Annotated in this window: 20 protein-coding genes; 12 read left to right on the top strand and 8 right to left on the bottom strand. The window is 71.7% G+C overall.

Annotation, left to right across the window (positions count from 1 at the left end):
* Positions 1 to 129: 129 nt before the first annotated feature.
* A complete protein-coding gene (locus ACP4J3_RS06840) occupies positions 130 to 714 on the top strand; it encodes an NADAR family protein (protein ID WP_426531443.1) in 585 nt (194 codons plus the stop codon).
* Between the two features lie 255 nt (positions 715 to 969).
* Here ACP4J3_RS06840 and ACP4J3_RS06835 read toward each other — a convergent pair whose 3' ends face one another.
* Positions 970 to 1,974, bottom strand: a complete 1,005-nt coding sequence (locus ACP4J3_RS06835) for a hypothetical protein (RefSeq protein WP_426531441.1) — start codon at positions 1,972 to 1,974, stop codon at positions 970 to 972.
* Positions 1,975 to 2,136: 162 nt separating this feature from the next.
* Between ACP4J3_RS06835 and ACP4J3_RS06830 the strand changes: the two genes are divergently transcribed.
* On the top strand, positions 2,137 to 3,198 hold the full coding sequence (locus ACP4J3_RS06830) for an adenosine deaminase (RefSeq protein WP_426531439.1): 1,062 nt from the start codon (positions 2,137 to 2,139) through the stop codon (positions 3,196 to 3,198).
* Positions 3,199 to 3,251: 53 nt separating this feature from the next.
* Positions 3,252 to 3,953: a glycerophosphodiester phosphodiesterase gene (locus tag ACP4J3_RS06825; protein WP_426531437.1), complete on the top strand. Its 702-nt coding sequence runs from the start codon at positions 3,252 to 3,254 to the stop codon at positions 3,951 to 3,953.
* Here the strand turns inward: ACP4J3_RS06825 and ACP4J3_RS06820 are convergent.
* Positions 3,935 to 5,626 (bottom strand): sigma-70 family RNA polymerase sigma factor, encoded by a 1,692-nt coding sequence (locus ACP4J3_RS06820; RefSeq protein WP_426531435.1) that lies wholly within the window; start codon positions 5,624 to 5,626, stop codon positions 3,935 to 3,937. The two genes, ACP4J3_RS06825 and ACP4J3_RS06820, sit on opposite strands and share 19 nt — an antisense overlap.
* Positions 5,627 to 5,949: 323 nt before the next feature.
* Here ACP4J3_RS06820 and ACP4J3_RS06815 point away from each other — a divergent pair, with 323 nt between their 5' ends.
* Positions 5,950 to 7,107, top strand: a complete 1,158-nt coding sequence (locus ACP4J3_RS06815) for a serine hydrolase domain-containing protein (RefSeq protein WP_426531433.1) — start codon at positions 5,950 to 5,952, stop codon at positions 7,105 to 7,107.
* On the opposite strand, the gene ACP4J3_RS06810 is transcribed toward ACP4J3_RS06815, so the two are convergent.
* On the bottom strand, positions 7,097 to 7,525 hold the full coding sequence (locus tag ACP4J3_RS06810; protein WP_426531431.1) for a hypothetical protein: 429 nt from the start codon (positions 7,523 to 7,525) through the stop codon (positions 7,097 to 7,099). The genes ACP4J3_RS06815 and ACP4J3_RS06810 overlap by 11 nt on opposite strands.
* Before the next feature lie 142 nt (positions 7,526 to 7,667).
* Here ACP4J3_RS06810 and ACP4J3_RS06805 point away from each other — a divergent pair, with 142 nt between their 5' ends.
* Complete coding sequence (locus ACP4J3_RS06805) at positions 7,668 to 9,017, top strand: diacylglycerol/lipid kinase family protein (protein WP_426531429.1); 1,350 nt, start codon at positions 7,668 to 7,670, stop codon at positions 9,015 to 9,017.
* Between the two features lie 38 nt (positions 9,018 to 9,055).
* Here the strand turns inward: ACP4J3_RS06805 and ACP4J3_RS06800 are convergent, their stop codons facing one another.
* Complete coding sequence (locus ACP4J3_RS06800) at positions 9,056 to 10,495, bottom strand: gamma-aminobutyraldehyde dehydrogenase (protein ID WP_426531427.1); 1,440 nt, start codon at positions 10,493 to 10,495, stop codon at positions 9,056 to 9,058.
* A gap of 186 nt (positions 10,496 to 10,681) precedes the next feature.
* On the opposite strand from ACP4J3_RS06800, the gene ACP4J3_RS06795 reads away from it, so the two are divergent.
* From ACP4J3_RS06795 to ACP4J3_RS06765, 7 genes are all read left to right on the top strand, one after another.
* A complete protein-coding gene (locus tag ACP4J3_RS06795; RefSeq protein ID WP_426531425.1) occupies positions 10,682 to 11,206 on the top strand; it encodes an Lrp/AsnC family transcriptional regulator in 525 nt (174 codons plus the stop codon).
* Positions 11,207 to 11,225: 19 nt separating this feature from the next.
* Positions 11,226 to 12,590 (top strand): aspartate aminotransferase family protein, encoded by a 1,365-nt coding sequence (locus ACP4J3_RS06790; RefSeq protein WP_426531423.1) that lies wholly within the window; start codon positions 11,226 to 11,228, stop codon positions 12,588 to 12,590.
* A 175-nt stretch (positions 12,591 to 12,765) separates the two neighbouring features.
* A complete protein-coding gene (locus ACP4J3_RS06785) occupies positions 12,766 to 13,506 on the top strand; it encodes an ABC transporter ATP-binding protein (RefSeq protein WP_426531421.1) in 741 nt (246 codons plus the stop codon).
* Complete coding sequence (locus ACP4J3_RS06780; protein WP_426531419.1) at positions 13,488 to 15,029, top strand: hypothetical protein; 1,542 nt, start codon at positions 13,488 to 13,490, stop codon at positions 15,027 to 15,029. The genes ACP4J3_RS06785 and ACP4J3_RS06780 overlap by 19 nt, the downstream gene beginning before the upstream one ends.
* A 108-nt stretch (positions 15,030 to 15,137) precedes the next feature.
* The gene (locus tag ACP4J3_RS06775; RefSeq protein ID WP_426531417.1) at positions 15,138 to 15,557 is read left to right on the top strand and encodes a VOC family protein; all 420 of its coding nucleotides are present in this window, start codon (positions 15,138 to 15,140) and stop codon (positions 15,555 to 15,557) included.
* A 23-nt stretch (positions 15,558 to 15,580) separates the two neighbouring features.
* On the top strand, positions 15,581 to 16,702 hold the full coding sequence (locus ACP4J3_RS06770) for an LOG family protein (protein ID WP_426531415.1): 1,122 nt from the start codon (positions 15,581 to 15,583) through the stop codon (positions 16,700 to 16,702).
* A gap of 183 nt (positions 16,703 to 16,885) precedes the next feature.
* The gene (locus ACP4J3_RS06765; protein ID WP_426531413.1) at positions 16,886 to 17,557 is read left to right on the top strand and encodes an LAETG motif-containing sortase-dependent surface protein; all 672 of its coding nucleotides are present in this window, start codon (positions 16,886 to 16,888) and stop codon (positions 17,555 to 17,557) included.
* 79 nt (positions 17,558 to 17,636) lie between these two features.
* Here the strand turns inward: ACP4J3_RS06765 and ACP4J3_RS06760 are convergent, their stop codons facing one another.
* Genes ACP4J3_RS06760 through ACP4J3_RS06745 form a run of 4 tightly spaced genes read right to left on the bottom strand, consistent with a single transcriptional unit; the run spans position 17,637 to position 22,244 of the window.
* Positions 17,637 to 18,434: a maleylpyruvate isomerase family mycothiol-dependent enzyme gene (locus tag ACP4J3_RS06760; RefSeq protein WP_426531411.1), complete on the bottom strand. Its 798-nt coding sequence runs from the start codon at positions 18,432 to 18,434 to the stop codon at positions 17,637 to 17,639.
* Between the two features lie 25 nt (positions 18,435 to 18,459).
* On the bottom strand, positions 18,460 to 19,497 hold the full coding sequence (locus ACP4J3_RS06755; RefSeq protein WP_426531409.1) for an ABC transporter ATP-binding protein: 1,038 nt from the start codon (positions 19,495 to 19,497) through the stop codon (positions 18,460 to 18,462).
* The gene (locus ACP4J3_RS06750; RefSeq protein WP_426531407.1) at positions 19,498 to 21,183 is read right to left on the bottom strand and encodes an ABC transporter permease; all 1,686 of its coding nucleotides are present in this window, start codon (positions 21,181 to 21,183) and stop codon (positions 19,498 to 19,500) included.
* Complete coding sequence (locus tag ACP4J3_RS06745) at positions 21,159 to 22,244, bottom strand: thiamine ABC transporter substrate-binding protein (RefSeq protein WP_426531405.1); 1,086 nt, start codon at positions 22,242 to 22,244, stop codon at positions 21,159 to 21,161. Before ACP4J3_RS06745 ends, ACP4J3_RS06750 begins: the two co-directional genes overlap by 25 nt.
* Positions 22,245 to 22,389 lie beyond the last annotated feature (145 nt).

Below are 22,389 nucleotides of genomic sequence, written 5' to 3'. Positions count from 1 at the left end.
AGGCTCGATTTGACTGCCGATCCTGGCAGAGCAGATGGACTCCAACAAGTGATTCCGTTGTTGCCTTTTTGATTACGCGACGGAATCTGTCGGCCAGGTGTCGAGTGGGCCTGGGAAACCGAGGACGGGTTGTCGGTGGTGCGTGCCAGACTCGGCCACATGACGAAGATCGATTCTTGGGACGTCCTGATCCAGGAGGTCCGCGCGGGGGCAAGGGTCAAGTACCTCCACTTCTGGGGCCACCGCCCACTGCCCGACGGCAGGGTCGGACCGAGCTGCCTGAGCCAGTGGTGGCCGTCCCCCTTCGAGGTGAGCGGGGTGTCCTACGCGACCGCCGAGCACTGGATGATGGCCGAGAAGGCACGACTGTTCGGCGACGGGGAGGCGGAGCGGCGGGTGCTCTGCGCGGCGCATCCGTCGCAGGCGAAGAAGGCCGGCCGACTGGTACGGGGTTTCGACGACGCGACCTGGGAGCGGGAACGCTTCCGAATCGTCGTCGAGGGCTCGATACACAAGTTCTCCGCGCACCCCGACCTACGGGACTTCCTGCTGGCCACCGGGGAGCGGGTCCTGGTGGAGGCGAGCCCGGTGGACCGGGTGTGGGGGATCGGACTGGCGGCGGGGGACGAGGGCGCCGCGGATCCGGAGCGGTGGCGGGGGCCGAATTTGCTGGGGTTCGCGTTGATGGTGGCGCGGGGGAGGTTGCGGGGGTAGGGGCGGTGCTTCTCAGCCCGTCCGGCGTTTGAGGACATAGCCACGCCGTCCCAAGCCCCCACCCGCCCGACAGGGGCCCACTCTCCAGCGCCGGCCAGCGCTCTCCAGCCCGTCCGGCGTTTGAGGACGAGGCCCGTTCAGGGCCGAAGCGGGGGTCTGGGGGCGCAGCCCCAGAGGCGGCCGGGGTTGAAGGGGCAGCGCCCCTGGAGGATGGGACGGGTAGGGGCGGCGGGGGCGAGAAACTCCCCGGCGCTACTACGACGTCGCGATCACCAGCGCCAGCATCCCCAGCCCCAGCACCACACCCGCCGCCCCGCAGATCATCCCGGCCAGCGCCTGACCGGGGTTCGTCGCCTCACCCCGCCGGGCCTTGGCACGACCGATCGCCCCGAAGATCAGCCCCAGCCCGCCCACGATGATCGCCACCGGCCACAGACAGAAGACCACCGCCGAGATGATCCCGAGCACAAGCCCGGCCGTACCCATCCCGTTGCCGGGCAGGGGCTGCATCCCGGGCCAGCCGTAGTAGCCGGGCCCGCCCGGGCCAGGAGACGGGTAGCCATGACCGTGCCCAAGACCGCCCGGGCCGGCAGGCGGGAAGCCGTGACCGTGCCCAAGGCCGCCCGGCCCAGGAGACGGGTAACCGTGACCGTGCCCAAGGCCGCCCGGATAGCCGTACGGCACCTGCCCGGGCCCGTCGGGCGCGATGGGCGGCGGCGGGACGGGCTCGCCCTGCGCGGGGTAGGGGACGGACGCGGGCGGCGCCGCGAAGGGGTTGGGCGGCGCAGGAGACGTGGGCCCCGGCGGCGCGAAGGGGTCGGCCGAGGGCATCCCGGGGTGCGGCCCCGCGGACGGGGTCGCCCACGGCGACGGCGCCGGCACGGCATCCCTCGGCTCGGAGGGCACACCCGAGGAGGGCACACCCGAAGAGGGCATCGAGGTGACCGTCTGCTGATCGTGCACGGACGGCGCGGGCCAAGCGGCCGACGGTTCGTTGAAGGCATCGGACGCGCTGGAGGCATCGGACGCATTGGAGGCAAGGGTGTACCCGGCACCCCCGGCACCCCCGGCCCCGCGGCCGTACCCCGACCCCGCACCACCACGCCCCGGCTCCGGCTCCACCCCCGGCTCCACCACACCCCGCTTCTCCAGGGACATCCCCTTCTCCAGCGAGGCCCCCGCCTCACCCCGCGAAGCCAACCCCCCGTCCGCCACCTCCCCCGCTTCCGGCGCCCCCGGCGCCTGCGCGTCGTCGGACATGCGCGGAACCCCCTCTGTCGTACGTGCCGTCATGCTACGGCCCGGCCATCACCAGTACGGCCCCGGCCTACGATGATCCCGAGTCACCGATCAGCCGATCACCCGCGTCCCGCCACCCGGCCCGCCCGGCCGCGCCGCGGACGCCGTTCCCGGGGAGGGACCTTGACCGACCGTCTCGCCGACGCACGCGCCCCGCGCGATCTGCACGCCTTCATCGCCGGACTGCCCAAGTCCGAACTGCACGTCCACCACGTCGGCTCCGCCTCCCCCCGCATCGTCGCGGAACTCGCCGCCCGCCACCCCGACTCCAAGGTCCCCACCGACCCGGAGGCGCTGGCGGACTACTTCACGTTCACGGACTTCGCCCACTTCATCGAGGTGTACCTGTCCGTCGTGGATCTGATCCGCACCCCGGAGGACGTACGGCTGCTGACGTACGAGGTGGCCCGCGATCTGGCCCGGCAGCAGGTCCGCTACGCCGAGCTGACCATCACCCCGTTCTCCTCCACCCGCCGCGGCATCGACGAACTCGCCTTCATGGCGGCGATCGAGGACGCCCGCAAGGCGGCCGAGGCCGAGTTCGGGACCGTGCTGCGCTGGTGCTTCGACATACCCGGCGAGGCGGGGCTTCAGGCCGCCGAGGAGACGGCGCGGCTGGCGACCGACGACCGGGTCCGGCCGGAGGGGCTGGTCTCCTTCGGGCTCGGCGGGCCCGAGATCGGCGTACCGAGGCCCCAGTTCAAGCCGTTCTTCGACCGGGCCATCGCCGCCGGACTGCACTCCGTGCCGCACGCCGGCGAGACCACGGGACCCGAGACGGTCTGGGACGCCCTGACCGACCTGCGCGCCGAGCGCATCGGGCACGGCACCAGCTCGGCGCGGGACCCGAAGCTGCTGGCGCACCTCGCCGAGCACCGGATCCCGCTGGAGGTCTGCCCGACCTCCAACATCGCCACCCGCGCGGTCCGCACGATCGACGAGCACCCGATCAAGGAGTTCGTGAAGGCGGGGGTCGTCGTCACCATCAACTCCGACGACCCGCCGATGTTCGGCACCGACCTGAACAACGAGTACGCCGTCGCCGCCCGCCTCCTCGACCTCGACGAGCGGGGCCTGGCCGACCTCGCCAAGAACGCCGTGGCCGCGTCCCTCCTGGACGAGGCGGGCAAGGCCCGGATCGCGGCCGAGATCGACACGTACACCGCCGGCTGGCTCGTCCCCTGAGCCCCCCGCCGCCCCTCCCTCGTGACGGCCCCCGCGCCCACCACAATGTCCTCATGCAGAACGTGACCGCAGTCGCCCACCGCGGCGACCCCTACCGCGTCCGCGAGAACACGCTCGACTCCCTGCTCTCCGCGCTCCGGCTCGGCGCGGACGCGGTGGAGATCGACGTACGGCTCACCAAGGACGGCGTGCCGGTGCTGCTGCACGACGGCACGCTGAAGCGGCTGTGGGAGCAGGACCGGCCGCTGCTGGCGCTGTCGGCGGCCGAGGTGCGGGGGCTGACGGCGGGCGAGGTGCCGACGCTGCAGGAGGCGCTGTCCGCGTGCGACGGGAGCCGGGTGATGCTCGACCTGCCCGGCACGCCCGATGTGCGCACGGCACGCCGGATCGTGGACGTCGTGCGCGAGTGCGGGGCCGCGGACCGCGTGTACTACTGCGCGGGCGCCCCCGCCATGCTCGCCGTGCGCGCCGCCGACCCGGCCGCCGAGATCGCCCTGACCTGGACGACGCTGGCGCCGCCGCGGCCCGCGCTGCTGGACGTGGTGCGCCCGCGCTGGCTCAACTACCGCTTCGGCCTGGTCGACCGCGCCCTCGCCGAACGCGTTCACCGCGGCGGCCATCTGCTGTCGGTCTGGACCCCGGACACCCGCCGCTCCATGCGCCGGCTGCTGGACCTCGGCGTCGACTCGATCACGACCAACCGCCTCGATGTCCTGCTGGCCCTGCGCGACGGCGGTCACACGCGGGAGCGTTGAGGCACCGTCGCCGGATCGGCCGGCGTCGCGCGGGTGACGTACTGCGGCACCGGCGCGGTGTCCTTGCCGTTGTCGCGGACCAGGCCGTAGCGGATGGTGCCCTGGTCAGGGCCGGTCGTGATGTCCTTGGTGACCGCTTCCCAGTCCGTCGGGAAGACGGTCAGGCCGTAGGAGGCGCCGCGCTCGTTGACGTTGAGGGTGACGCTGCCGTCGACGTAGAAGTACTCGTTCTGCCACATCTGCTGGGTGCCTTCGGGCAGGACGGTGTAGCCGGTGTCCGGGCCGCCCATGCCGGTGACGTCGCCGCCGTCGGACGTCTGCCCGGTGACGTCGTCCATACGGCGGCCGCCGCCGGAGGCGACGTGGAAGATCTTTCCCTTCAGCCCGGTCCAGGTCGGCATGGCCAGCCCGCCGGGCCGGTCGTGCGGGGCGATCTGCCAGCGCACGAGGACGTAGCCCTGACCGCTGAGCGTGACGCCGTCGCCGCGGTGCTGCAGCACGGCCTGCCGGCCTCCGGTGCTGGTGATGCCGGACTCGGGGCGGCGCGGGAGGTCCGCGGGCCGGGCGTTCGGGTCCGGGGCCCGGTCGACGGCGTCGACGACCGTGCCGTACAGCTCGACCTTGCGCGTCTGTGACGGTGAGGGGGTGGCCGTCGGCGTCACGGGTGGGGTGGTGGGTGACGGCGGGCGGGCCGTGCTCGAGGTGGTGGGGGCGGTGCGCGGGGGCGGGGCGTCGGGGGTCTGGGTGACGACGTAGGCACCACCGGCGACGAAGGTCGCGCCGGCCGTCACGGCGACGGCGGGCTGGGTGATCGCGGCCATGACCTTGGCGGACCAGCCGACGGAGGTCGCCGTGGCCGTCGCCGCGACCGCCGTCTTGCCGCCGAAGGCCAGGGAGAGGGTGAAGCCGACCGGGATCGGGACGAGCGCGATGCCGACGAGGAGCCGCTCCGCCGGTACGACGGCCTCGCGGGTGTCGCCGCAGTAGCCGCAGCCCCTGATGTGCCGGGCCAGCCGCTTGCGCCAGACCGAGTCGGGGCGGCCGTCCCAGCGGGCGGTCAGCTCGCGCAGGTCGGGGCAGGCGCCCTCGAGCGCCCGCACGATGCCGCGCGCGGTCTCCAGCCGCTCCTTCACCCGCTGGACGCGGACCGCGGCGTGCTGCCGGCTGATCCCGGCCGCGGCGGCCAGCTCGCGCCGGGTCAGCTCGCCCGCGACCTCCAGCCACCACAGTGACAGCAGTTGCCGGTCCTCGTCGTCCAGCCAGCGCACCGCCTCCGCGACCTCGCGCCGCTGCCCCTCCAACTGGAGCCGCAGCACGGTGAGTTCGGCGAAGTCGGTGGCCTCGTGCGCGGCGGACTCGTCGAGGTGGACGGGCTGCTTGCGGCGGGCCCGGTCGCGGATCTGCCGCATGGCGATGGCGACGAGCCAGGAGCGGAAGCTGTCCGGGTCCCGCAGCGAGCCGAGGTTGTCGACGGCGCGCAGCATCGTCTCCTGGACGACGTCGTCGACGTCGGCATGGCCGTTCAGGGCGCGTCCGACCACGTTGTAGACCAGCGGCAGCCAGCCCTCGACCAGCTCGTCCAGCGCCTGCCGGTCACCGGCCTGCGCCGCCGCGATGGTGGCGCGCCACTGCCGGCCGGCTGCCTCGCCCACGTACGTCCTCTCCCGGGTCACTTGCTGCCCGCACGCACCTTCTCAGCCTGACCTGCACTGTTGGCTATGTCGGAGATCACATTCCGGTTCCGGTACGGGCGAGGCATGGGGCGGCTCCCGGGCATGGGGGGACGGGGGGACGCCAGTGGAGACGCGGTGAAGGGCACGGCGATAACACTTTTTCGGCACCGGGCCCGTAAGGGCCATCCCTTACAACACCCTTGCCCCGCACGGCACTTGCTCCGGGACCTGCCAGGGTCCGAGCCCCTCCTCACCGACGATCCGGTCGGGCCGTACCGCCGCGACGATGATCACGGACATCCCGTCGACCTCAGGAGCAGCCGATGCCCGTACGTCCGCTTCCCGCCCTGCTCACCTCCGCGCTCGCCCTCGCGCTCACCGCGTTACCGCTGGCCGGAACGGCCTCCGCGCACCCCACCTCGTCCTGCTCCGCCGCGGCGATCGAGGCCGCCTCGCCTGCCGGCCCGGACGTCAAGGCCCTGTGCGCCGCGCTGGCCGGGCTGCCCGACCAGGACGCGACGGCCGCGCTGATCCGCGTGGGCGGCAGGGGCAGCTGGCACGGGGCGGCCGGGGTGCGGGACATGAGAACGGGGGCGCCGGCGATCGAGAACGCCCGCTTCCGGGCCGGTTCCACGACGAAGGTCGTGACCGCGGCGATCGTGCTGCAACTCGCCGCCGAGGGGCGGATCTCCCTCGACGGTACGGTGCAGCAGTACCTGCCCGGCCTGCTCACGGACGCCTTCGAGCCGATCACCGTACGGCAGTTGCTGAACTTCACCAGCGGTCTGCGGCCCGGCAAGTCCCTCGGCGGCACCACCGAGGAGATGTACCCCCACCGCTTCGAGACCCTGACGCCCGCCGAGGTCGTCGCCGCGTCCGTGGCCAAGGGCCCCGACCCCGACAACGCGCCCGGCGAGCGGCAGGTCTACGGCAACATCCACTACACCGTGCTCGCCATGCTGATCGAGAAGGTCACCGGTGACTCGTACGCCCACCAGGCCGCCGTACGGATCTTCCGCCCGCTCGGCATGCGGCACACCTCCTTCCCCGCCGGCCCCGACCCCCGTGTCCACGGCCCGCACAACCGCGGCTACGACTGGATCGACGGCAAGCTGGTGGACGTGACCGAGTGGAACATGTCCGACCGGTGGGCGGCCGGCGACATGATCTCGACGACCGCGGACCTCGAGCGGCTGCTGGTGGGCCTGTTCCGCGGCCGGGTCGTGCCCGAGCCGCAGCTGAAGGAGATGTTCGCGGTGCCGGACGCGGTCGACGCCACGATGGGCGCGCCCTTCTCGCCGTTCGAGCTGAACGGCCGGACGGTCTGGGCCAAGACGGGCTCCCGCCCCGGCTACCACACGGTCGTCGCGGCCACCCGCGACCTGTCGCGCACCCTCGTCTACTCCGTCAACTCGACCGACGCGAGGGGCGACGGCCTGGCCATCGCCCAGCGCTTCGCCTTCCCGGCGTTCAACCGCTGACGGCGACGGCGGCTGGAGGCACCGCGGGCGCCGTGAGCGCCTCCAGCCGCTTGATCCTCTTCCGCACGACATACAGGGGAATCGGCCCGAAGACGCCGAACGACATGTCGATCACCGACCACCAGGAGGGGATGCCGCGGATCGGCCCGCAGATCAGGTGGGCGAAGGCCAGCCAGTCGGTGCCGTGGAGGAGGAAGGGGTAGTCGGCGTCGGCCGTGTCGAGCCCGCGCCGGACGCGCTCGATCCAGTCCATGAGGGCGGGCAGGTGCTCCGGCACGGACAGGGCGCGCGACAGATCCTCGGTCCAGCGCAGTTCGTGGACCAGGGGGAAGGCCGTGGCACCGCTGAGCACCAGGCAGACGACGAAGAGGGCCAGCCAGACACGGATGCCCTTGAGCAGGGCGGCTCTGTCGTTCATGGCGGTAGCGTACGCGAGGAGTTGAACACGTTCAAAAGCAATGGGCCGGGCGTATCGGACCCGCCCCGCGGAGCGTGGCCGGGTGCCGCCATGCGGTCCGTGTCGTGGCCGCCCTACGATGTCCGCCGACGAGGGAGGACGCATGGGCCTGGACTTGAGCGGGCGGGCCTACCGGGCGCAGCGGTGGGCGGCGCGGACGGCGTTGGCCGCCGCGGGGCTCGCGGTGCTCGTGCCGCTCGCGTACGGCGGTGTCGGCGGCATCCTGCTGCTGGTGGCGGGCGTGGCGGGCCTGGGTCTGAGCGCGGTCGCCGTGTGGTGGACGCTGACCCTGCGCGGACCGGTGCGCTGGGCGGCGGCCGTGCTGGCGCTGGCGGTCCCGGCGGCCCTCGTCGCCCTGTTCGCGGCCACCCTCTTCTGGGCGCTGCTGGCGTCCGTGGCGCTGTGGACGGTGGCCGTGTGGAGCGGCCGGTACGCGCTGCGGGGCACGGGCAGCACCCGGGTGCGGGTGATGCGGGAGCGCAAGGCGGCGCCACCGCGGCGGGCGGTCCTGATCATGAACCCGCGCTCGGGCGACGGGAAGGTGGAACGCTTCGCCCTCAAGGAGAAGGCCGAACGGCTCGGCGCCGAGGTCGTCCTCCTCGACCCCGATCGGCACCAGGACGTCACCGCCCTGGCCCGCAAGGCCGTGGCGGAGGGCGCGGACCTGCTGGGCGTCGCGGGCGGGGACGGCACCCAGGCGCGGGTCGCGGCCGTCGCCGCCGCGTACGACATCCCGTTCCTGGTGATCAGCGCCGGCACCCGCAACCACTTCGCCATGGACCTCGGCCTCGACCGCGAGAATCCCGCCGCCTGCCTGGACGCGCTCACCGACGGCGTGGAACTGCGCGTCGACCTGGGCTTCGCGAACGGCCGGCCCTTCGTCAACAACGCCTCCTTCGGGGCGTACGCGGCCATCGTGCAGAACCCCGGCTACCGCGCCGACAAGATCGGCACCAGCCTGGAGCTGCTCCCCGACCTGCTCACCCGCCAGCAGGGCCCGCGGCTGACCGCCCGGGCGGCGGGCAGGACGCTGGACGCCCCGCACGCCGTGCTGGTCAGCAACAACCCCTACCGTACGGACGACCCCTTCGGCCTCGGCCGCCGCGACCGCCTCGACGCGGCCGTACTCGGCGTGCTCGGCCTCCGGGTGGACAGCGCGGCCGAGGCCGCCGCGCTGCTGCTCGACCCCGAGCCGAGCGGCCTCACCATCCTCACCGCGTCCGAGGTCGTCATCGACGCCGACCGCCCGGAGATCGAGGCCGGCATCGACGGCGAGGCCCTGGTCCTGCCCGCCCCGGTCCACTGCCGCATCACCCCGGGCGCCCTGCGCGTCCGCGTCCCCCGCAAACGCCCCGGCGTCCCCCAGCGCGGCCCACGCCTGGACTGGCGCCGACTGCGCAAGCTGGCGGCGGTCGTGGGGCGCACGGCGGTGCATCGGCGGGGGCGGTGGTAGCGGCGTAGCACACGGCGCTACCACCACCGAAACGCGACCTAGGCGTCCAGCGACGTCATCACGTGCTTGATCCGCGTGTAGTCGTCGAAGCCGTACGCCGAAAGGTCCTTGCCGTACCCGGACTTCTTGAACCCGCCGTGCGGCATCTCCGCGACCAACGGAATGTGCGTGTTGATCCACACGCACCCGAAGTCCAGCGCCTTCGACATCCGCATCGCGCGCCCGTGGTCCTTCGTCCACACCGAGGAGGCGAGCGCGTACTCGACGCCGTTCGCCCACTCGACGGCCTGCTCCTCGTTCGAGAAGGACTGCACGGTGATGACCGGCCCGAAGACCTCCTTCTGGATGATCTCGTCGTCCTGCTTCAGGCCCGAGACGACGGTCGGCGCGAAGAAGTAGCCCTTGTCGCCGACCCGCTTGCCACCGGCCTCCACGCGCGCGTGCGCCGGCAGCCGCTCGATGAAGCCCTCGACCTGCTTGAGCTGGTTGGGGTTGTTGAGCGGGCCGAAGAGGACGTCCTCGTCGTCCGGCTGACCCGTCTTGGTGTCGGCGGCGGCCTTCGCGAGCGCGGCGACGAACTCGTCGTGGATGGCCTCGTGGACGAGGACCCGGCAGGCGGCCGTGCAGTCCTGCCCGGCGTTGAAGAAGCCCGCCACGGAGATGTCCTCGACGGCCTTGGCGATGTCAGTGTCCTCGAACACGACGACCGGCGCCTTGCCGCCCAGCTCCAGGTGGACCCGCTTGAGGTCCTTGGACGCGGACTCGGCGACCTGCATGCCGGCCCGCACGGAGCCGGTGATGGAGGCCATCGCCGGGGTCGGGTGCTCGACCATCATCCGGCCGGTGTCCCGGTCGCCGGTGATGACGTTGAAGACGCCCTTGGGCACCACCGAGCCGATGATCTCGGCGATCAGGACGGTCGACGCGGGCGTCGTGTCGGACGGCTTCAGCACGACCGTGTTGCCCGCCGCGAGGGCCGGCGCGAACTTCCACACGGCCATCATCATCGGGTAGTTCCACGGCGCGACCTGCGCGCAGACGCCGACCGGCTCACGGCGCACGATCGAGGTCAGGCCCTCCATGTACTCACCGGCCGAGCGTCCCTCGAGCATCCGCGCCGCGCCCGCGAAGAAGCGGATCTGGTCGACCATGGGCGGGATCTCCTCGGAGCGGGTCAGCCCGATCGGCTTGCCCGTGTTCTCCACCTCCGCCGCGATCAGCTCCTCGGCCCGCTCCTCGAACGCGTCCGCGATCTTCAGCAGGGCCTTCTGCCGCTCGGCGGGGGTCGTGTCGCGCCAGGCGGGGAAGGCCCGGGCGGCGGCCTCCATCGCGGCGTCGACGTCCGCCTGCCCGGACAGCGGCGCTGTCGCGTACGCCTCGCCCGTCGCGGGGTTGACCACCTCGGTGGTCCGTCCGTCGGCGGCGTCCCGGAACTCACCGTCGATGTAGTTGCGCAGACGACGCAGCTCGGTGCTCACTGCCGGCCTCCTGTCAGATCTTCACTGCTTCTGGGCTTCTGGCTGTCCATTCTCTGAGACGCCACCCTAATCGCCCGGCCCACGTTTTCAACACCCCTATTGCCGCCACATCTGCGAAATCCGCAGACTCACGTCACGTAAACAACGAATTTCATCGCCTTGGCCTTGCGGAACTGTCGAGACGTCGTGCACAGTGACGTCGTGGCCAGTCGAAGCGCAGACCCCAAGGACTCCAAGGACTCCCGCGAGTCCAGGAGCGGCGGCCCCCAGTTGGACGCCGTCTCCCTAGCCATCATCGAACAACTTCAGGAGGACGGCCGCCGGCCGTACGCCGCGATCGGCAAGGCCGTCGGCCTGTCCGAGGCGGCCGTGCGCCAGCGCGTCCAGAAGCTGCTCGACCAGGGCGTGATGCAGATCGTCGCCGTCACGGACCCGCTCACCGTGGGCTTCCGCCGGCAGGCGATGGTCGGCGTGAACGTCGAGGGCGACGTGGAGTCCGTCGCGGACGCGCTGGCCGCCATGTCCGAATGCGAGTACGTGGTGATGACCGCCGGGTCCTTCGACCTGATGGTGGAGATCGTCTGCGAGGACGACGACCACCTCCTGGAGGTCATCAACAAACGCATCCGGGCCGTGCCCGCAGTGCGTTCCACCGAGAGCTTCGTCTACCTCAAGCTCAAGAAGCAGACCTACATGTGGGGAACCCGATAACCGTGAGGACCCGATAACCGTGAGCAGCAAGGACCTCAGCCGTACCGCGTACGACCACTTGTGGATGCACTTCACCCGCATGTCCTCGTACGAGAACTCCCCCGTCCCCACCATCGTCCGGGGCGAGGGAACCTACATCTACGACGACAAGGGCAAGCGCTACCTCGACGGTCTGGCCGGCCTGTTCGTGGTCCAGGCCGGGCACGGCCGCGTCGAGCTGGCCGAGACCGCCTTCAAGCAGGCGCAGGAGCTGGCGTTCTTCCCGGTCTGGTCCTACGCGCACCCGAGGGCCGTGGAGCTCGCGGAGCGTCTGGCCGGCCACGCGCCGGGCGACCTCAACAAGGTCTTCTTCACCACCGGCGGCGGTGAGGCGGTGGAGACCGCCTGGAAGCTCGCCAAGCAGTACTTCAAGCTGGTCGGCAAGCCCACCAAGCACAAGGTGATCTCGCGCGCCGTCGCGTACCACGGCACGCCGCAGGGCGCCCTGTCCATCACCGGCCTCCCGGGCTTGAAGGCCCCGTTCGAACCGCTGGTCCCCGGCGCCCACAAGGTCCCGAACACCAACATCTACCGGGCCCCCATCCACGGCGACGACCCGGAGGCCTTCGGCCGCTGGGCCGCCGACCAGATCGAGCAGCAGATCCTCTTCGAGGGCCCGGACACGGTCGCCGCGGTCTTCCTGGAGCCGGTGCAGAACGCGGGCGGCTGCTTCCCGCCCCCGCCCGGCTACTTCCAGCGCGTGCGCGAGATCTGCGACCAGTACGACGTACTGCTGGTCTCCGACGAGGTCATCTGCGCCTTCGGCCGCCTGGGCACGATGTTCGCCTGCGACAAGTTCGGCTACGTCCCGGACATGATCACCTGCGCCAAGGGCATGACGTCCGGCTACTCCCCCATCGGCGCCTGCATCGTCTCCGACCGTCTCGCCGAGCCCTTCTACAAGGGCGACAACACCTTCCTGCACGGCTACACCTTCGGCGGCCACCCGGTGTCGGCCGCGGTGGGCGTCGCCAACCTCGACCTGTTCGAGCGCGAGGGCCTCAACCAGCACGTCCTCGACAACGAGGCCGCGTTCCGCGCGACGCTGGAGAAGCTGTACGACCTTCCGATCGTCGGCGACGTCCGCGGCAACGGCTTCTTCTACGGCATCGAGCTGGTGAAGGACAAGGCGACCATGGAGTCGTTCGACGCCGAGGAGACCGAGCGGGTCCTGTACGGCTTCCTCTCCAAGAAGCTGTACGAGAACGGCCTTTACTGCCGTGCCGACGACCGCGGTGACCCGGTCGTCCAGCTCGCCCCGCCGCTGATCTCCAACCAGGAGACGTTCGACGAGATCGAGCAGATCCTGCGCGAGACGCTGTCGGAGGCGTGGACGAAGCTCTGAGCGACCCCGGCCCGGGTGCACCCGTACGAGTGAGAACGGTGCGCCCGGGCCGCGTGCTGTCCGGGGATCCGCCCCCGGCTCCTTAGCGTGCCCTGTAACCGATCGGTCCTGCCTTCGTTCCCCCGCAAGGGGGATTGGCAAGAAGAAATGACGATCAGAACCGAGGTGTACGCCCATGGTGGCCCCGCCGGACAACGACGTGCTCTGGGCACGCGCCCTGCACTTCTCGCACCACGACGGCTCGCCCGCGCTCAACGGGGTCTCGCTCGGTGTCCAGGAGGGCGAGGTCCTCGCCGTCATCGGTCCGCGCGGCAGCGGCAAGACCGCTCTCCTGCGCTGTCTGTCCGGCCTCTCCCCGGCGCGGCGCGGGGAGGTCTGGTTCAACAGCGTGCCGGTGCACACGATGGGCCCGGTGGCCCGCGAACGGCTGCGCCGCGACCGCTTCGCCTGGGTCGACCCCACCCCGTCGCTCGTGCCCGAGCTGAACGTCTGGGAGAACACCGCCCTCCCCCTGATGCTGCGCGGCACGAGCCGCCGCCGGGCCAAGACGGCCGCGCTGGAGTGGCTGGAGCGCCTGGACGTGGGCGAGGCGGCCCGCAAGCGCCCGCACCAGCTCGTCCAGACCGAGCGCCAGCGCGTGTGCATCGCCCGGGCGCTGGCCCCGTCGCCGATGGTGCTGTTCGCCGACGAGCCGACGGCTCCGCTGCACCGCTCCGACCGCACCCAGGTCCTGCGCACCCTGACGACCGCGGCCCGCTCGCACGGCATCACGGTCGTGCTGGCCAGCCATGACGCGGACACGGCAGTCCTGGCCGACCGCACCGTCGCCCTCCTCGACGGACGGCGGGTGAACACGGTGCACCTGCCCCCCGTCCCCGAGGCGGAAGGCCGGGCCGCGTGCTCGCTCTCCGTCTGACCCGGGGCGCGCAGCCCGCCGTACAGTTGCGCCGCCTGCTCGTGTCGGCGGGGGCGGCGGGCACCGGCTTCCTGCTGCTGTCCGCCCTGGGCTACGCCCTGTCCCACCCGGACTCCCCCGCCGCGTCGTCGCTCCGCCTGGCGTGGTGCGCGCCGCCGCTGGCCGCGACGATCCACCTCGCGGTGGCGGTGGCCCGCACCGACCCCGGCACCAAGCCCCGCCCTGGCCTCGCGGCGATCGGCCTCGGCCCGGTCCGCCTGATGCTCGTCTCGGCCACCACCACGGCCCTGTCCTGCACCGTCGGCTCGATGCTGGCCCTGCTCGTCTTCCTCCACCTGCGAGGCGACCTGACGGGCATGCCCTTCGACGGAGCGGCCGCGCACTTCCTCGCGACGGACCGCCCCCTACCAATCCCGGCCACCCTGACCCTCCTGACCCTGACCCCGGCACTGGCATCGGCGACGGTGGCCTGGTCACTGCGACCGAGGGAGCTCGGAGCTTCCAGGGGAAAGGGAGCGGGAAGGCCGTACGACCGCTTCAGAACCCGATTGAGGCGGGCGCCGACGCATCCTGCGGACAGCCACCCCACCCAGCCCGCGAACAGCCAACCCACCCAGCCCACCGGCAACCGCCCCACCCAGCCCGCGGACAGCCACCCCGACCAGCCCGCGGACGACCAACCCACACAGCCCGAGGCCAGCCAACCCACCCAGCCTGCGGGCAGTCGTGCCGCTTGGGCGGCACGGGTGGGCGCAGGCGGCACCCCGCAAGCGCGGGCGAGCGACACCCACCCCCGGCCGACCCGAACCGACGGCACGCACCCGGCGCCGGGCCACGCAACCAACCCCCCACTCCCAGCCAACGGCACCCCCCAAACCCCGGACGCCCTCCTCACCCCCCGCCCCGCCCCCAAAGGCCTCCCCTGGGGCATCACCACCCTCACCGCAGGCCTGGCCATGGAGACCTACGCCAGCCGCGCGGCGTCCGCGGCGTCCACCGACACCCCCCTCGCCCTCCCGTCAGCCCTCCCCACCGGCCCCGCCGGAGTCCTGTTCGGCTGGATCCTCACCGCCCTCGGCATGGCCCTCGCCGCCCCCGGCCTCACCCACCTCTGCGGCCGCCTCCTGCAGTCCGTGCGCCCAGGCCCCCTCCGCCTCCTCGCGGGCCGCGGCCTCATGGCGGAAGCCACCCGCATCGGCCGCCCCCTCGGCATCGTCTGCGCGGTCGCCTCCGCCACGTACGCCATCGCCCCCCTCTCCGACTCCGCGACCACCGCCGCCGTCGGCCCCCTCTCCACCCTCGCCACCACCGTGATCACCGGCTGCACCCTGGCCACCCTGCTCATGGCCGCGCTGGAGGCCAAGCAGACCCGCGCCGACACCACGGCCGCACTGCTCCGCCTCGGCGCCCCGGCCTCGATGCTGCGCAGCGCGGCGGCCCTGCGCGTCGGCGGCCTGCTGGCCGTCTTCTGCCCGCTGACCCTGATCGTGGCCGAGCTGGCCGCCCTGCCCCTGGCACGCTGAGACGGTCCACCACGCATCGCCGAAAAAAATCCCCGCCCGCCGATGAGTTCCGATCGAAGCCCCGGTCTACCCCATCGAACAGCAACCGCCCCGATGGGAGAGACCACGATGACCGCCCCCGCCTACCAGCAGATGATCTTCGTCAACCTGCCCGTGAACGACCTCGACGCCTCGAAGAAGTTCTTCACGGAGCTGGGCTACTCGATCAACCCCCAGTTCAGCGACGACAACGCGGCCTCCGTGGTGATCAGCGACACCATCGTGGCGATGCTGCTCACCAAGCCGTTCTACGCGACCTTCACCGACAAGGAGATCGCGGACGCCACGAAGACCAGCGAGGTGCTGGTCTGTCTGAGCGCCGAGAGCCGCGCGAAGGTGGACGAGCTGGTCGACAAGGCCGTCGCCGCCGGCGGCACCGCGTCGGACAAGATCCAGGACATGGGCTTCATGTACGGCCGCGCCTTCGACGACCTCGACGGCCACACCTGGGAGGTCGTGTGGATGGACCCGGCAGCCGTCGAGGGCTGAACCACCCTGTCTAGCATGGGCGGGTGCAGACGATGCCCGCCCATGCGGCCCACCACAACGACCGTGAGATAGAGACGCTGGAGGAGTTCGACGCGACCGTCTCGGCGCGCGGCACCCTCGCCGGATTCCGGGTCCAGGCAGTCGACCTGACGGACCGTACGCGCGAACTGCTCACCACCTCCGCGGCGGGCGCCGTCTTCCTCGGCTGCCGGATGCGCGAGGAGGCGGCCGCGAAGATACGCACCGACGGCGCCCTGGTCTTCCCGCTGGTCCCCGGCCTGCCCTTCGAGCCGTACCGGGGCCTGGTCTACTCCCCCGACGAGCTGTTCGCCTCCCTGGCCGACGGCTACGAGAACACCCCCGACGCCCGCGCGTACGCCTGGTTCCAGCGGACCAAGGCGGACCGCGACGTGTACGCCTCCATGCTGCGCGCGATCCACGACGACTCCGTCTCGGACGCGCTCGACGAACTCCTGTCCGGCGCCCGGGTGGTGGGCGTCATGGGCGGCCACGCGATGCGCCGCGGCACACCGGCGTACGAGGGCGCCGCGCGGCTCGGCCGGGAGCTGGCCCGCGCGCATTTCACAGTCGCCACCGGCGGCGGACCGGGCGCGATGGAGGCGGCCAACCTCGGCGCGTACGCGGCCCCGTTCGACGACGCGATGCTCCTCGACGCCCTCCGGCTCCTCGCCAAGGCACCCGGGTTCACACCCTCGATCACCGACTGGGCGGCGGCCGCCTTCGAGGTGCGCGCCCGCTGGTCCAAGGGTGGCCGCTCCGTCGGCATCCCGACCTGGTTCTACGGCCACGAGCCGCCGAACCCGTTCGCCTCGCACATCGCCAAGTACTTCGCCAACGCCACCCGCGAGGACGGCCTGCTGGCCCGTTCCAACGCGGGCGTCGTCTTCCTGCCGGGCGCCGCCGGGACCGTCCAGGAGATCTTCGACAACGCGACGCCGAACTACTACGAGTCGCGCGGTGAGCCCACCCCCATGGTCCTGGTCGACCGCGCGCACTGGACCGGGAAGCTGCCGGCCTGGCCGCTGCTGGAGTCCCTGGCCCGCGATCGGTCGATGCAGGCGCGGATCGCCCTCGTGGACCGGATCGAGGAGGCGCCAGAGGCGTTGAAACGTCTCGGCGGTTAATAAGAGGGCAAAGCCAACGCCTGTAGGCTGCATACGCGTTGACACTGCTTATGCCACGCTTATAAACCTGTGAGACTCCTGGGGTCGGCGATGCCAGGTCGCCGGCTCCTCCGAACCCCCCTCAGTGATGCAACTCCCGTAAGGACAAACGTGTCCATAAACCGCCGTACCGTCGCACGTTCCGTGCGCGCTCTGGGCGTCGCCTCCGCGGCCGCCGCGCTCGCGCTCTCCGTCTCGGGCACCGCGCTCGCCTGCGACATCAGTGAATTCTCCGCCGAAGCCAAGTGCGACGGCGACAAGGGCATCATCACCGTCACCGACGTGGACCCCAGCGGTGTCCCGGCGACCGTCTCGGTGTTCCTGCAGAACAACGGCGCCGACCTGAAGAAGGTCGGCGAGCAGGTGGTCAAGGGCTCGCGCGAGGGTGTCACCATCACCTTCGCCGAGAACTGGAAGCCGGACGCGGAGTACCGCGTCCACGTCAAGGCCGAGGGCTATGTCGACGAGGACATCAAGCCCAACCTGACGACGCCGTCCACGGCCTGCAAGAAGGACGAGGAGAAGCCGCCGGCTCCGTCGGAGGAGCCGACCCCGACCCCGTCGGACTCCGCCTCGACCCCGGCCGAGGAGACCGACACCCCGTCCCCGACGCCGTCGGAGGGCGACAGCACGCCGCCCGTGGACACCGAGAGCAACGCTCCGGCCCCGGCGGACGCCGGTGACTCCAACCTCGCCGAGACCGGTGCGGACTCCAACACCGGCCTGATCGCCGGCATCGCGGTCGCGCTCGTGGCGATCGGTGGCGGTGCCGTCTTCTTCGGCCTGCGCCGCCGTGGGGCGAACGGCGACCGCTGACGCACCCGCAGAGCAGCACCACCATGTGGCCCGCCCCCTTCCCGGCGAATTCGGGGGCGGGCCACACGTCTGTCGGCTGTCAGCCGAACGTCGCCCGCTCCAGCCAGAACTCCAGCAGCTCCCGCTCGCCGAGGACCTCCAACTCGGGGCTGTCCAGCGGCAGTCGGCGGTAGAAGGCGAGCAGCACGGCGGTCAGGGGGCCGCGCAGGGCGACGGTCGCCTTCTCGTGGCCGCGCCGCCAGGCGATGACGTCCTCGGAGAGATCGATGGTCCACTCCGCGTTGACGTCGGGCGTGCCGTCCGTGGCGTGCAGATGGATGCTGCTCCCCGGCCTGCGCAGCTCCTTCGCCGGGTCGTCCGGCAGTGTCCGCTGAGCCCACTCGACCATCTGCAGCCACTCGTCGACGGCGTCGGCGGCCACGTCCGGCGCGACCTCGTACGGCAGCCCGGCCGCGAGGGTCGCGTCCGCCCGGTGGACCGTGATCTCGTGCGTCATACGGCGGGCCCAGAACCCGGCGTTGAGAATCCCGGCCCATCCCCACACCTTGGTGTCCGGCCCTGCCTCCCGCAGTGTGGTGACGACCATCTCACCGGTCTCCGCGAGCCAGGCGTCCAGGGCGGCGGCGTCCCCCTCGCCCTCGGGCCCGCCGGCCCCCGGCACCTGTTCCTCCGGGATCTCCTCCTCGGCCCGCGTCCGCACCATCAGCTCCACCCAGCGCAGGGCCGCGCCCATGTGCCGTACGAGCTGCTCCAGGGACCAGTCCGGACAGGTCGGCACGGTGGTCGCGAGGTCCGCGCCCGAGGTCACCGCGGTCCTGAGCTGCCGTACCTGGTGGGCGATTTCGTCGCAGTAGCGATCATGCGTGAGCGGAGTCATACGTAGCACCCTAGGGGCGGTCCGCTCAGCCCAGCACGACAATTTCGGCGGCGTCGAACTCCACTCCGACGGCGTCCCCGACCTCCGGCGCCTCCCGCAGCGCACACGCCGCCTCCAGGCGCGGCGCGTCCTCCGGATGGAGGTGCACGGCGACATGAGTGCCCCGGAACGTCCGCGCGGCCACCGTGCAGCGCAGCCCGGCGTCGGGCGCGACCAGTCGCACCCCGGCCGGCCGTACGAGCAGCGTTCCCGGACCCTGGGCGGCGCCCTCGCCGACCGGCAGCTTGCCCCAGGGGGTGTCGGCGGCCTCCCCGGCGACCGTGCCCTCGACCACGTTGTCGAAGCCGAGGAAGCGCGCCACGAACGCGTCGGCCGGGTGCTGCCACACCTCGAGCGGCGTCCCGGTCTGGGCGATCCGCCCGTCTCGCATCACCACGACCCGGTCGGCGAGCGCGAAGGCCTCGCCCTGGTCGTGCGTCACGGCCAGCACGGTGGTGCCCAACCGCCCGAACAGCTCCCGGAGTTCGACCACGAGCCGCTCCCGCAGCGAGCGGTCGAGCTGCCCCAGCGGCTCGTCCAGCATCAGCAGCCGCGGCCGGGGTGCGAGCGCCCGGGCCAGCGCCACCCGCTGCTGCTCCCCGCCGGACAGCGAGGCCACGGCCCGCCCGGCCGCGCCCGGCAGCCCGACCAGGTCGAGCAACTCCCGTACCCGCTCGCCCTGTTCCGCCTTGGAGGCGCCGTGCATCCGCGCCCCGAAGGCCACGTTGCCGCCGACGTCGCGCTGCGGGAAGAGCTGATGGTCCTGGAACATCAGCCCGACGCCCCGCCGGTGCGCGGGCACCCCGGCCTGGTCCCGCCCGTCGAGCGCCACCCGCCCGCCGTCGAGGGGCTGCAGCCCCGCCACGGCCCGCAGCAGCGTCGACTTGCCACTGCCGCTCGGCCCGAGCACGCACACGATCTCGTGCTCGGCGACCTCGAGGTCGACGGCGTCCAGCACGGCCCGCCCGCCGAACCGCACGGTCGCACCAGCGAGACTCAGCAGACTCTGCGGATCCAGCACCATCTAGAACTCCCCCGTCCGATCCGTACGAAGCCGCTCCAGCACCAGCAGCGCCACCGCGCACACCACCATCAACACCGTCGAAAGGGCCATGGCCTGGCCGTAGTTGAGCTCGCCGGCCCGCCCCAGCAGCCGCGCCACCGCGACCGGCAGCGTCGGGTTGTCGGGCCGTGCGATGAACACGGTCGCCCCGAACTCCCCGAGTGACACCGCGAAGGCGAACCCGGCCGCGATCAGCAGCGCCCGCCGCACCATCGGCAGATCGACCTCGCGCCAGACCCGCCAGGGCGAGGCTCCCAGCACCGAGGCCGCCTCGCGCAGCCGCTGGTCCACGGCCCGCAGCACGGGCAGCATGGTCCGTACGACGAACGGCACCCCGACCAGCGCCTGCGCCAGCGGCACGAGGATCCAGGAACTGCGGAGGTCGAGCGGCGGCTCGTCCAGCGCGATCAGGAACCCGAAGCCCACCGTCACCGCGGACACCCCGAGCGGCAGCATCAACAGCGCGTCGAAGCCCCGCACGAACCGGCCCGCGTCCCGTCGGGTGAGCGCGGCGGCGGCCAGTCCGCCGATCAGCACCGCGATGAGGGTGGCGACGACGGCGTACTGGAGCGAATTGCCGATCGCCTCGATCGGCGCGACGAGGAAGACCCCGCCGTCGGCACTGGTCAGCGCCCGGTAGTAGCCGAAGTCGGGGGCGTCGAGGGACCGCTGCACCAGCACGCCGAGCGGCAGCAGCAGGAGTACGACGATGACGGCCAGGACACCGGCCAGCAGCGCCCACTGCCCCGCCCCGCGCGGCCGCCGAGCGGTCACCGACGCGTCCACCAGACGCAGGGCGCTCTCCCGGCGCCGTACCGTCCAGGCGTGCACGGCGAGGATCGCGCCCACCGCCACGAACTGGATCATCGTCAGGACGGCGGCCGTGGACAGGTCGAAGATCTCGGACGTCTGCCGGTAGATCTCCACTTCGAGGGTGGAGAAGGTCGGGCCGCCGAGGATCTGGACGACACCGAAGGAGGTGAAGGTGAACAGGAAGACCATGAGGGCGGCGGCGGCCACGGCGGGCGCGAGGGCCGGGAGGGTGACCTGACGCCAGGCCTTGAGGGGCGACGCCCCCAGCATCCGCGCGGCCTCCTCCTGCCGGGGGTCGAGCTGCGCCCAGAGCCCGCCGACCGTCCGTACGACGACGGCGTAGTTGAAGAAGACGTGCGCGAGCAGGATGGCCCACACGGTGGTGTCGAGCCGTACGTCCCACAGCTCGTCGAGAAGTCCGCCACGGCCGACCAACGCGAGGAACGCCGTACCGACGACGACCGTCGGCAGCACGAAGGGCACGGTCACCACGGCCCGCAGAACCTGCTTGCCGGGGAAGTCGAAGCGGGCGAAGACATAGGCACCGGGCAGCGCGATCAGCAGGGTCAGCGCCGTGGAGGCGAGCGCCTGCCAGGTGGTGAACCACAGGACGTGCCGGATGTCGGACTCCCCGAGCACGTCCCACAGCCGCCCGAACTGCCAGGCCCCGTCGACCTTCAGACCGCGCGCGACGATCGCGGTGACCGGGTAGGCGAAGAAGACCGCGAAGAACGCGACGGGCACGGCGACGAGGCCGAGCCGCACCGCCGCGCCCCTCCTGGGCGGGACCGCTGCTTCGGTTACTTCAGTTACTTCAGTACGAGCGAGGTCCACGACTTGACCCAGTCGTCACGGTTGTCGGCGATCTTGGCCGGGTCCATGGTCTCGGGGTTCTCGGCCTGCGGCCCGTACTTGGTGAACTCCGCGGGCACCTGGGCGCCCTCGACCACCGGGTAGACGAACATGTTGAGCGGCATGTCGTCCTGGAAGGTCTTGGTGAGCATGAAGTCGAGGAGCGCCTTGCCGCCCTCGGCGTTCTTGGCGTTGCTCAGCAGGCCCGCGTACTCGACCTGCCGGAAGCAGGTGCCGGTCGCCACCCCGGTCGGCGCGGTGGTCGGCTTCGGGTCGGCGAAGATGACCTCGGCGGGCGGCGAGGAGGCGTACGACACGACGAGCGGCCGGTCGGCCTTGGCCTTCTTGCCGCCGGCGGACCCGGAGAACTCCTCGTTGTAGGCCTGCTCCCAGCCGTCGACGACCTTGACGCCGTTGGCCTTCAGCTTCTTCCAGTAGTCCTGCCAGCCGTCGTCGCCGTACTGGGCGGCGGTGCCGAGCAGGAAGCCGAGGCCGGGCGAGGAGGTGGAGGCGTTCTCGGTGACGAGGAGGTTCTTGTACTCGGGCTTGATCAGATCGTCGAACGAGGTGGGCGGGTCGAGCTTGTGCTCGCTGAAGTACGCCTTGTCGTAGTTGACGCAGATGTCGCCGGTGTCGATCGGGGTGACCCGGTGCTCGTCCTGGTCGACCCGGTACTCGGGGAGGATCAGGTCGGAGCCCTTGGGCTCGTACGCCTGGAACAGGTCGTTGTCGAGGGCCCGCGAGAGCAGGGTGTTGTCGACGCCGAAGAAGACGTCGCCCTGCGGGTTGTCCTTGGTGAGGACGGCCTTGTTGACGGCTTGCCCGGCGTCACCGTCCTTGAGGACCTTGACCTTGTAGCCGGACGCCTTCTCGAACGCCGCGAGGACGCTCTTCGAGACGGCCCACGAGTTGTGGCTGACGAGGGTCACGGTCGTGCTCTTGGACCCGGCGTCGCCGCCGCCCGAGTCGGACGAACCGCACGCGGACAGCGTGACGAGGCCGAGCCCGACGGCGATGACCGTGGCCTTCTTGGTGATGCTCACTGGATTCGATTCCTCCTGGGTGACCAGGAAGAGACGCGGCCCTGCCCGGAGGTCTCCTTCGGCCTCCGGGCAGGGCGCAACAGCTTGAGTGATGACCGAACTTCCTACCCAGAATGACCTGGGCGAGGTTCAGAGGGTCTGCGGC

Origin of the sequence: Streptomyces sp. UG1, from assembly GCF_049974585.1 — a bacterium.
GTDB lineage: Bacteria > Actinomycetota > Actinomycetes > Streptomycetales > Streptomycetaceae > Streptomyces.
The sequence above is the reverse complement of the archived record's forward strand: the minus strand, read 5'-3'. Positions and strand labels throughout refer to the sequence as shown.

Coding starts and splice junctions, on each gene's coding strand:
- ACP4J3_RS06755 (WP_426531409.1), bottom strand. CDS start 19,497: ATGGTGCTGGATCCGCAGAGTCTGCTGAGTCTCGCTGGTGCGACCGTG.
- ACP4J3_RS06760 (WP_426531411.1), bottom strand. CDS start 18,434: ATGACTCCGCTCACGCATGATCGCTACTGCGACGAAATCGCCCACCAG.
- ACP4J3_RS06805 (WP_426531429.1), top strand. CDS start 7,668: ATGGGCCTGGACTTGAGCGGGCGGGCCTACCGGGCGCAGCGGTGGGCG.
- ACP4J3_RS06815 (WP_426531433.1), top strand. CDS start 5,950: ATGCCCGTACGTCCGCTTCCCGCCCTGCTCACCTCCGCGCTCGCCCTC.
- ACP4J3_RS06775 (WP_426531417.1), top strand. CDS start 15,138: ATGACCGCCCCCGCCTACCAGCAGATGATCTTCGTCAACCTGCCCGTG.
- ACP4J3_RS06810 (WP_426531431.1), bottom strand. CDS start 7,525: ATGAACGACAGAGCCGCCCTGCTCAAGGGCATCCGTGTCTGGCTGGCC.
- ACP4J3_RS06785 (WP_426531421.1), top strand. CDS start 12,766: ATGGTGGCCCCGCCGGACAACGACGTGCTCTGGGCACGCGCCCTGCAC.
- ACP4J3_RS06835 (WP_426531441.1), bottom strand. CDS start 1,974: ATGTCCGACGACGCGCAGGCGCCGGGGGCGCCGGAAGCGGGGGAGGTG.
- ACP4J3_RS06825 (WP_426531437.1), top strand. CDS start 3,252: ATGCAGAACGTGACCGCAGTCGCCCACCGCGGCGACCCCTACCGCGTC.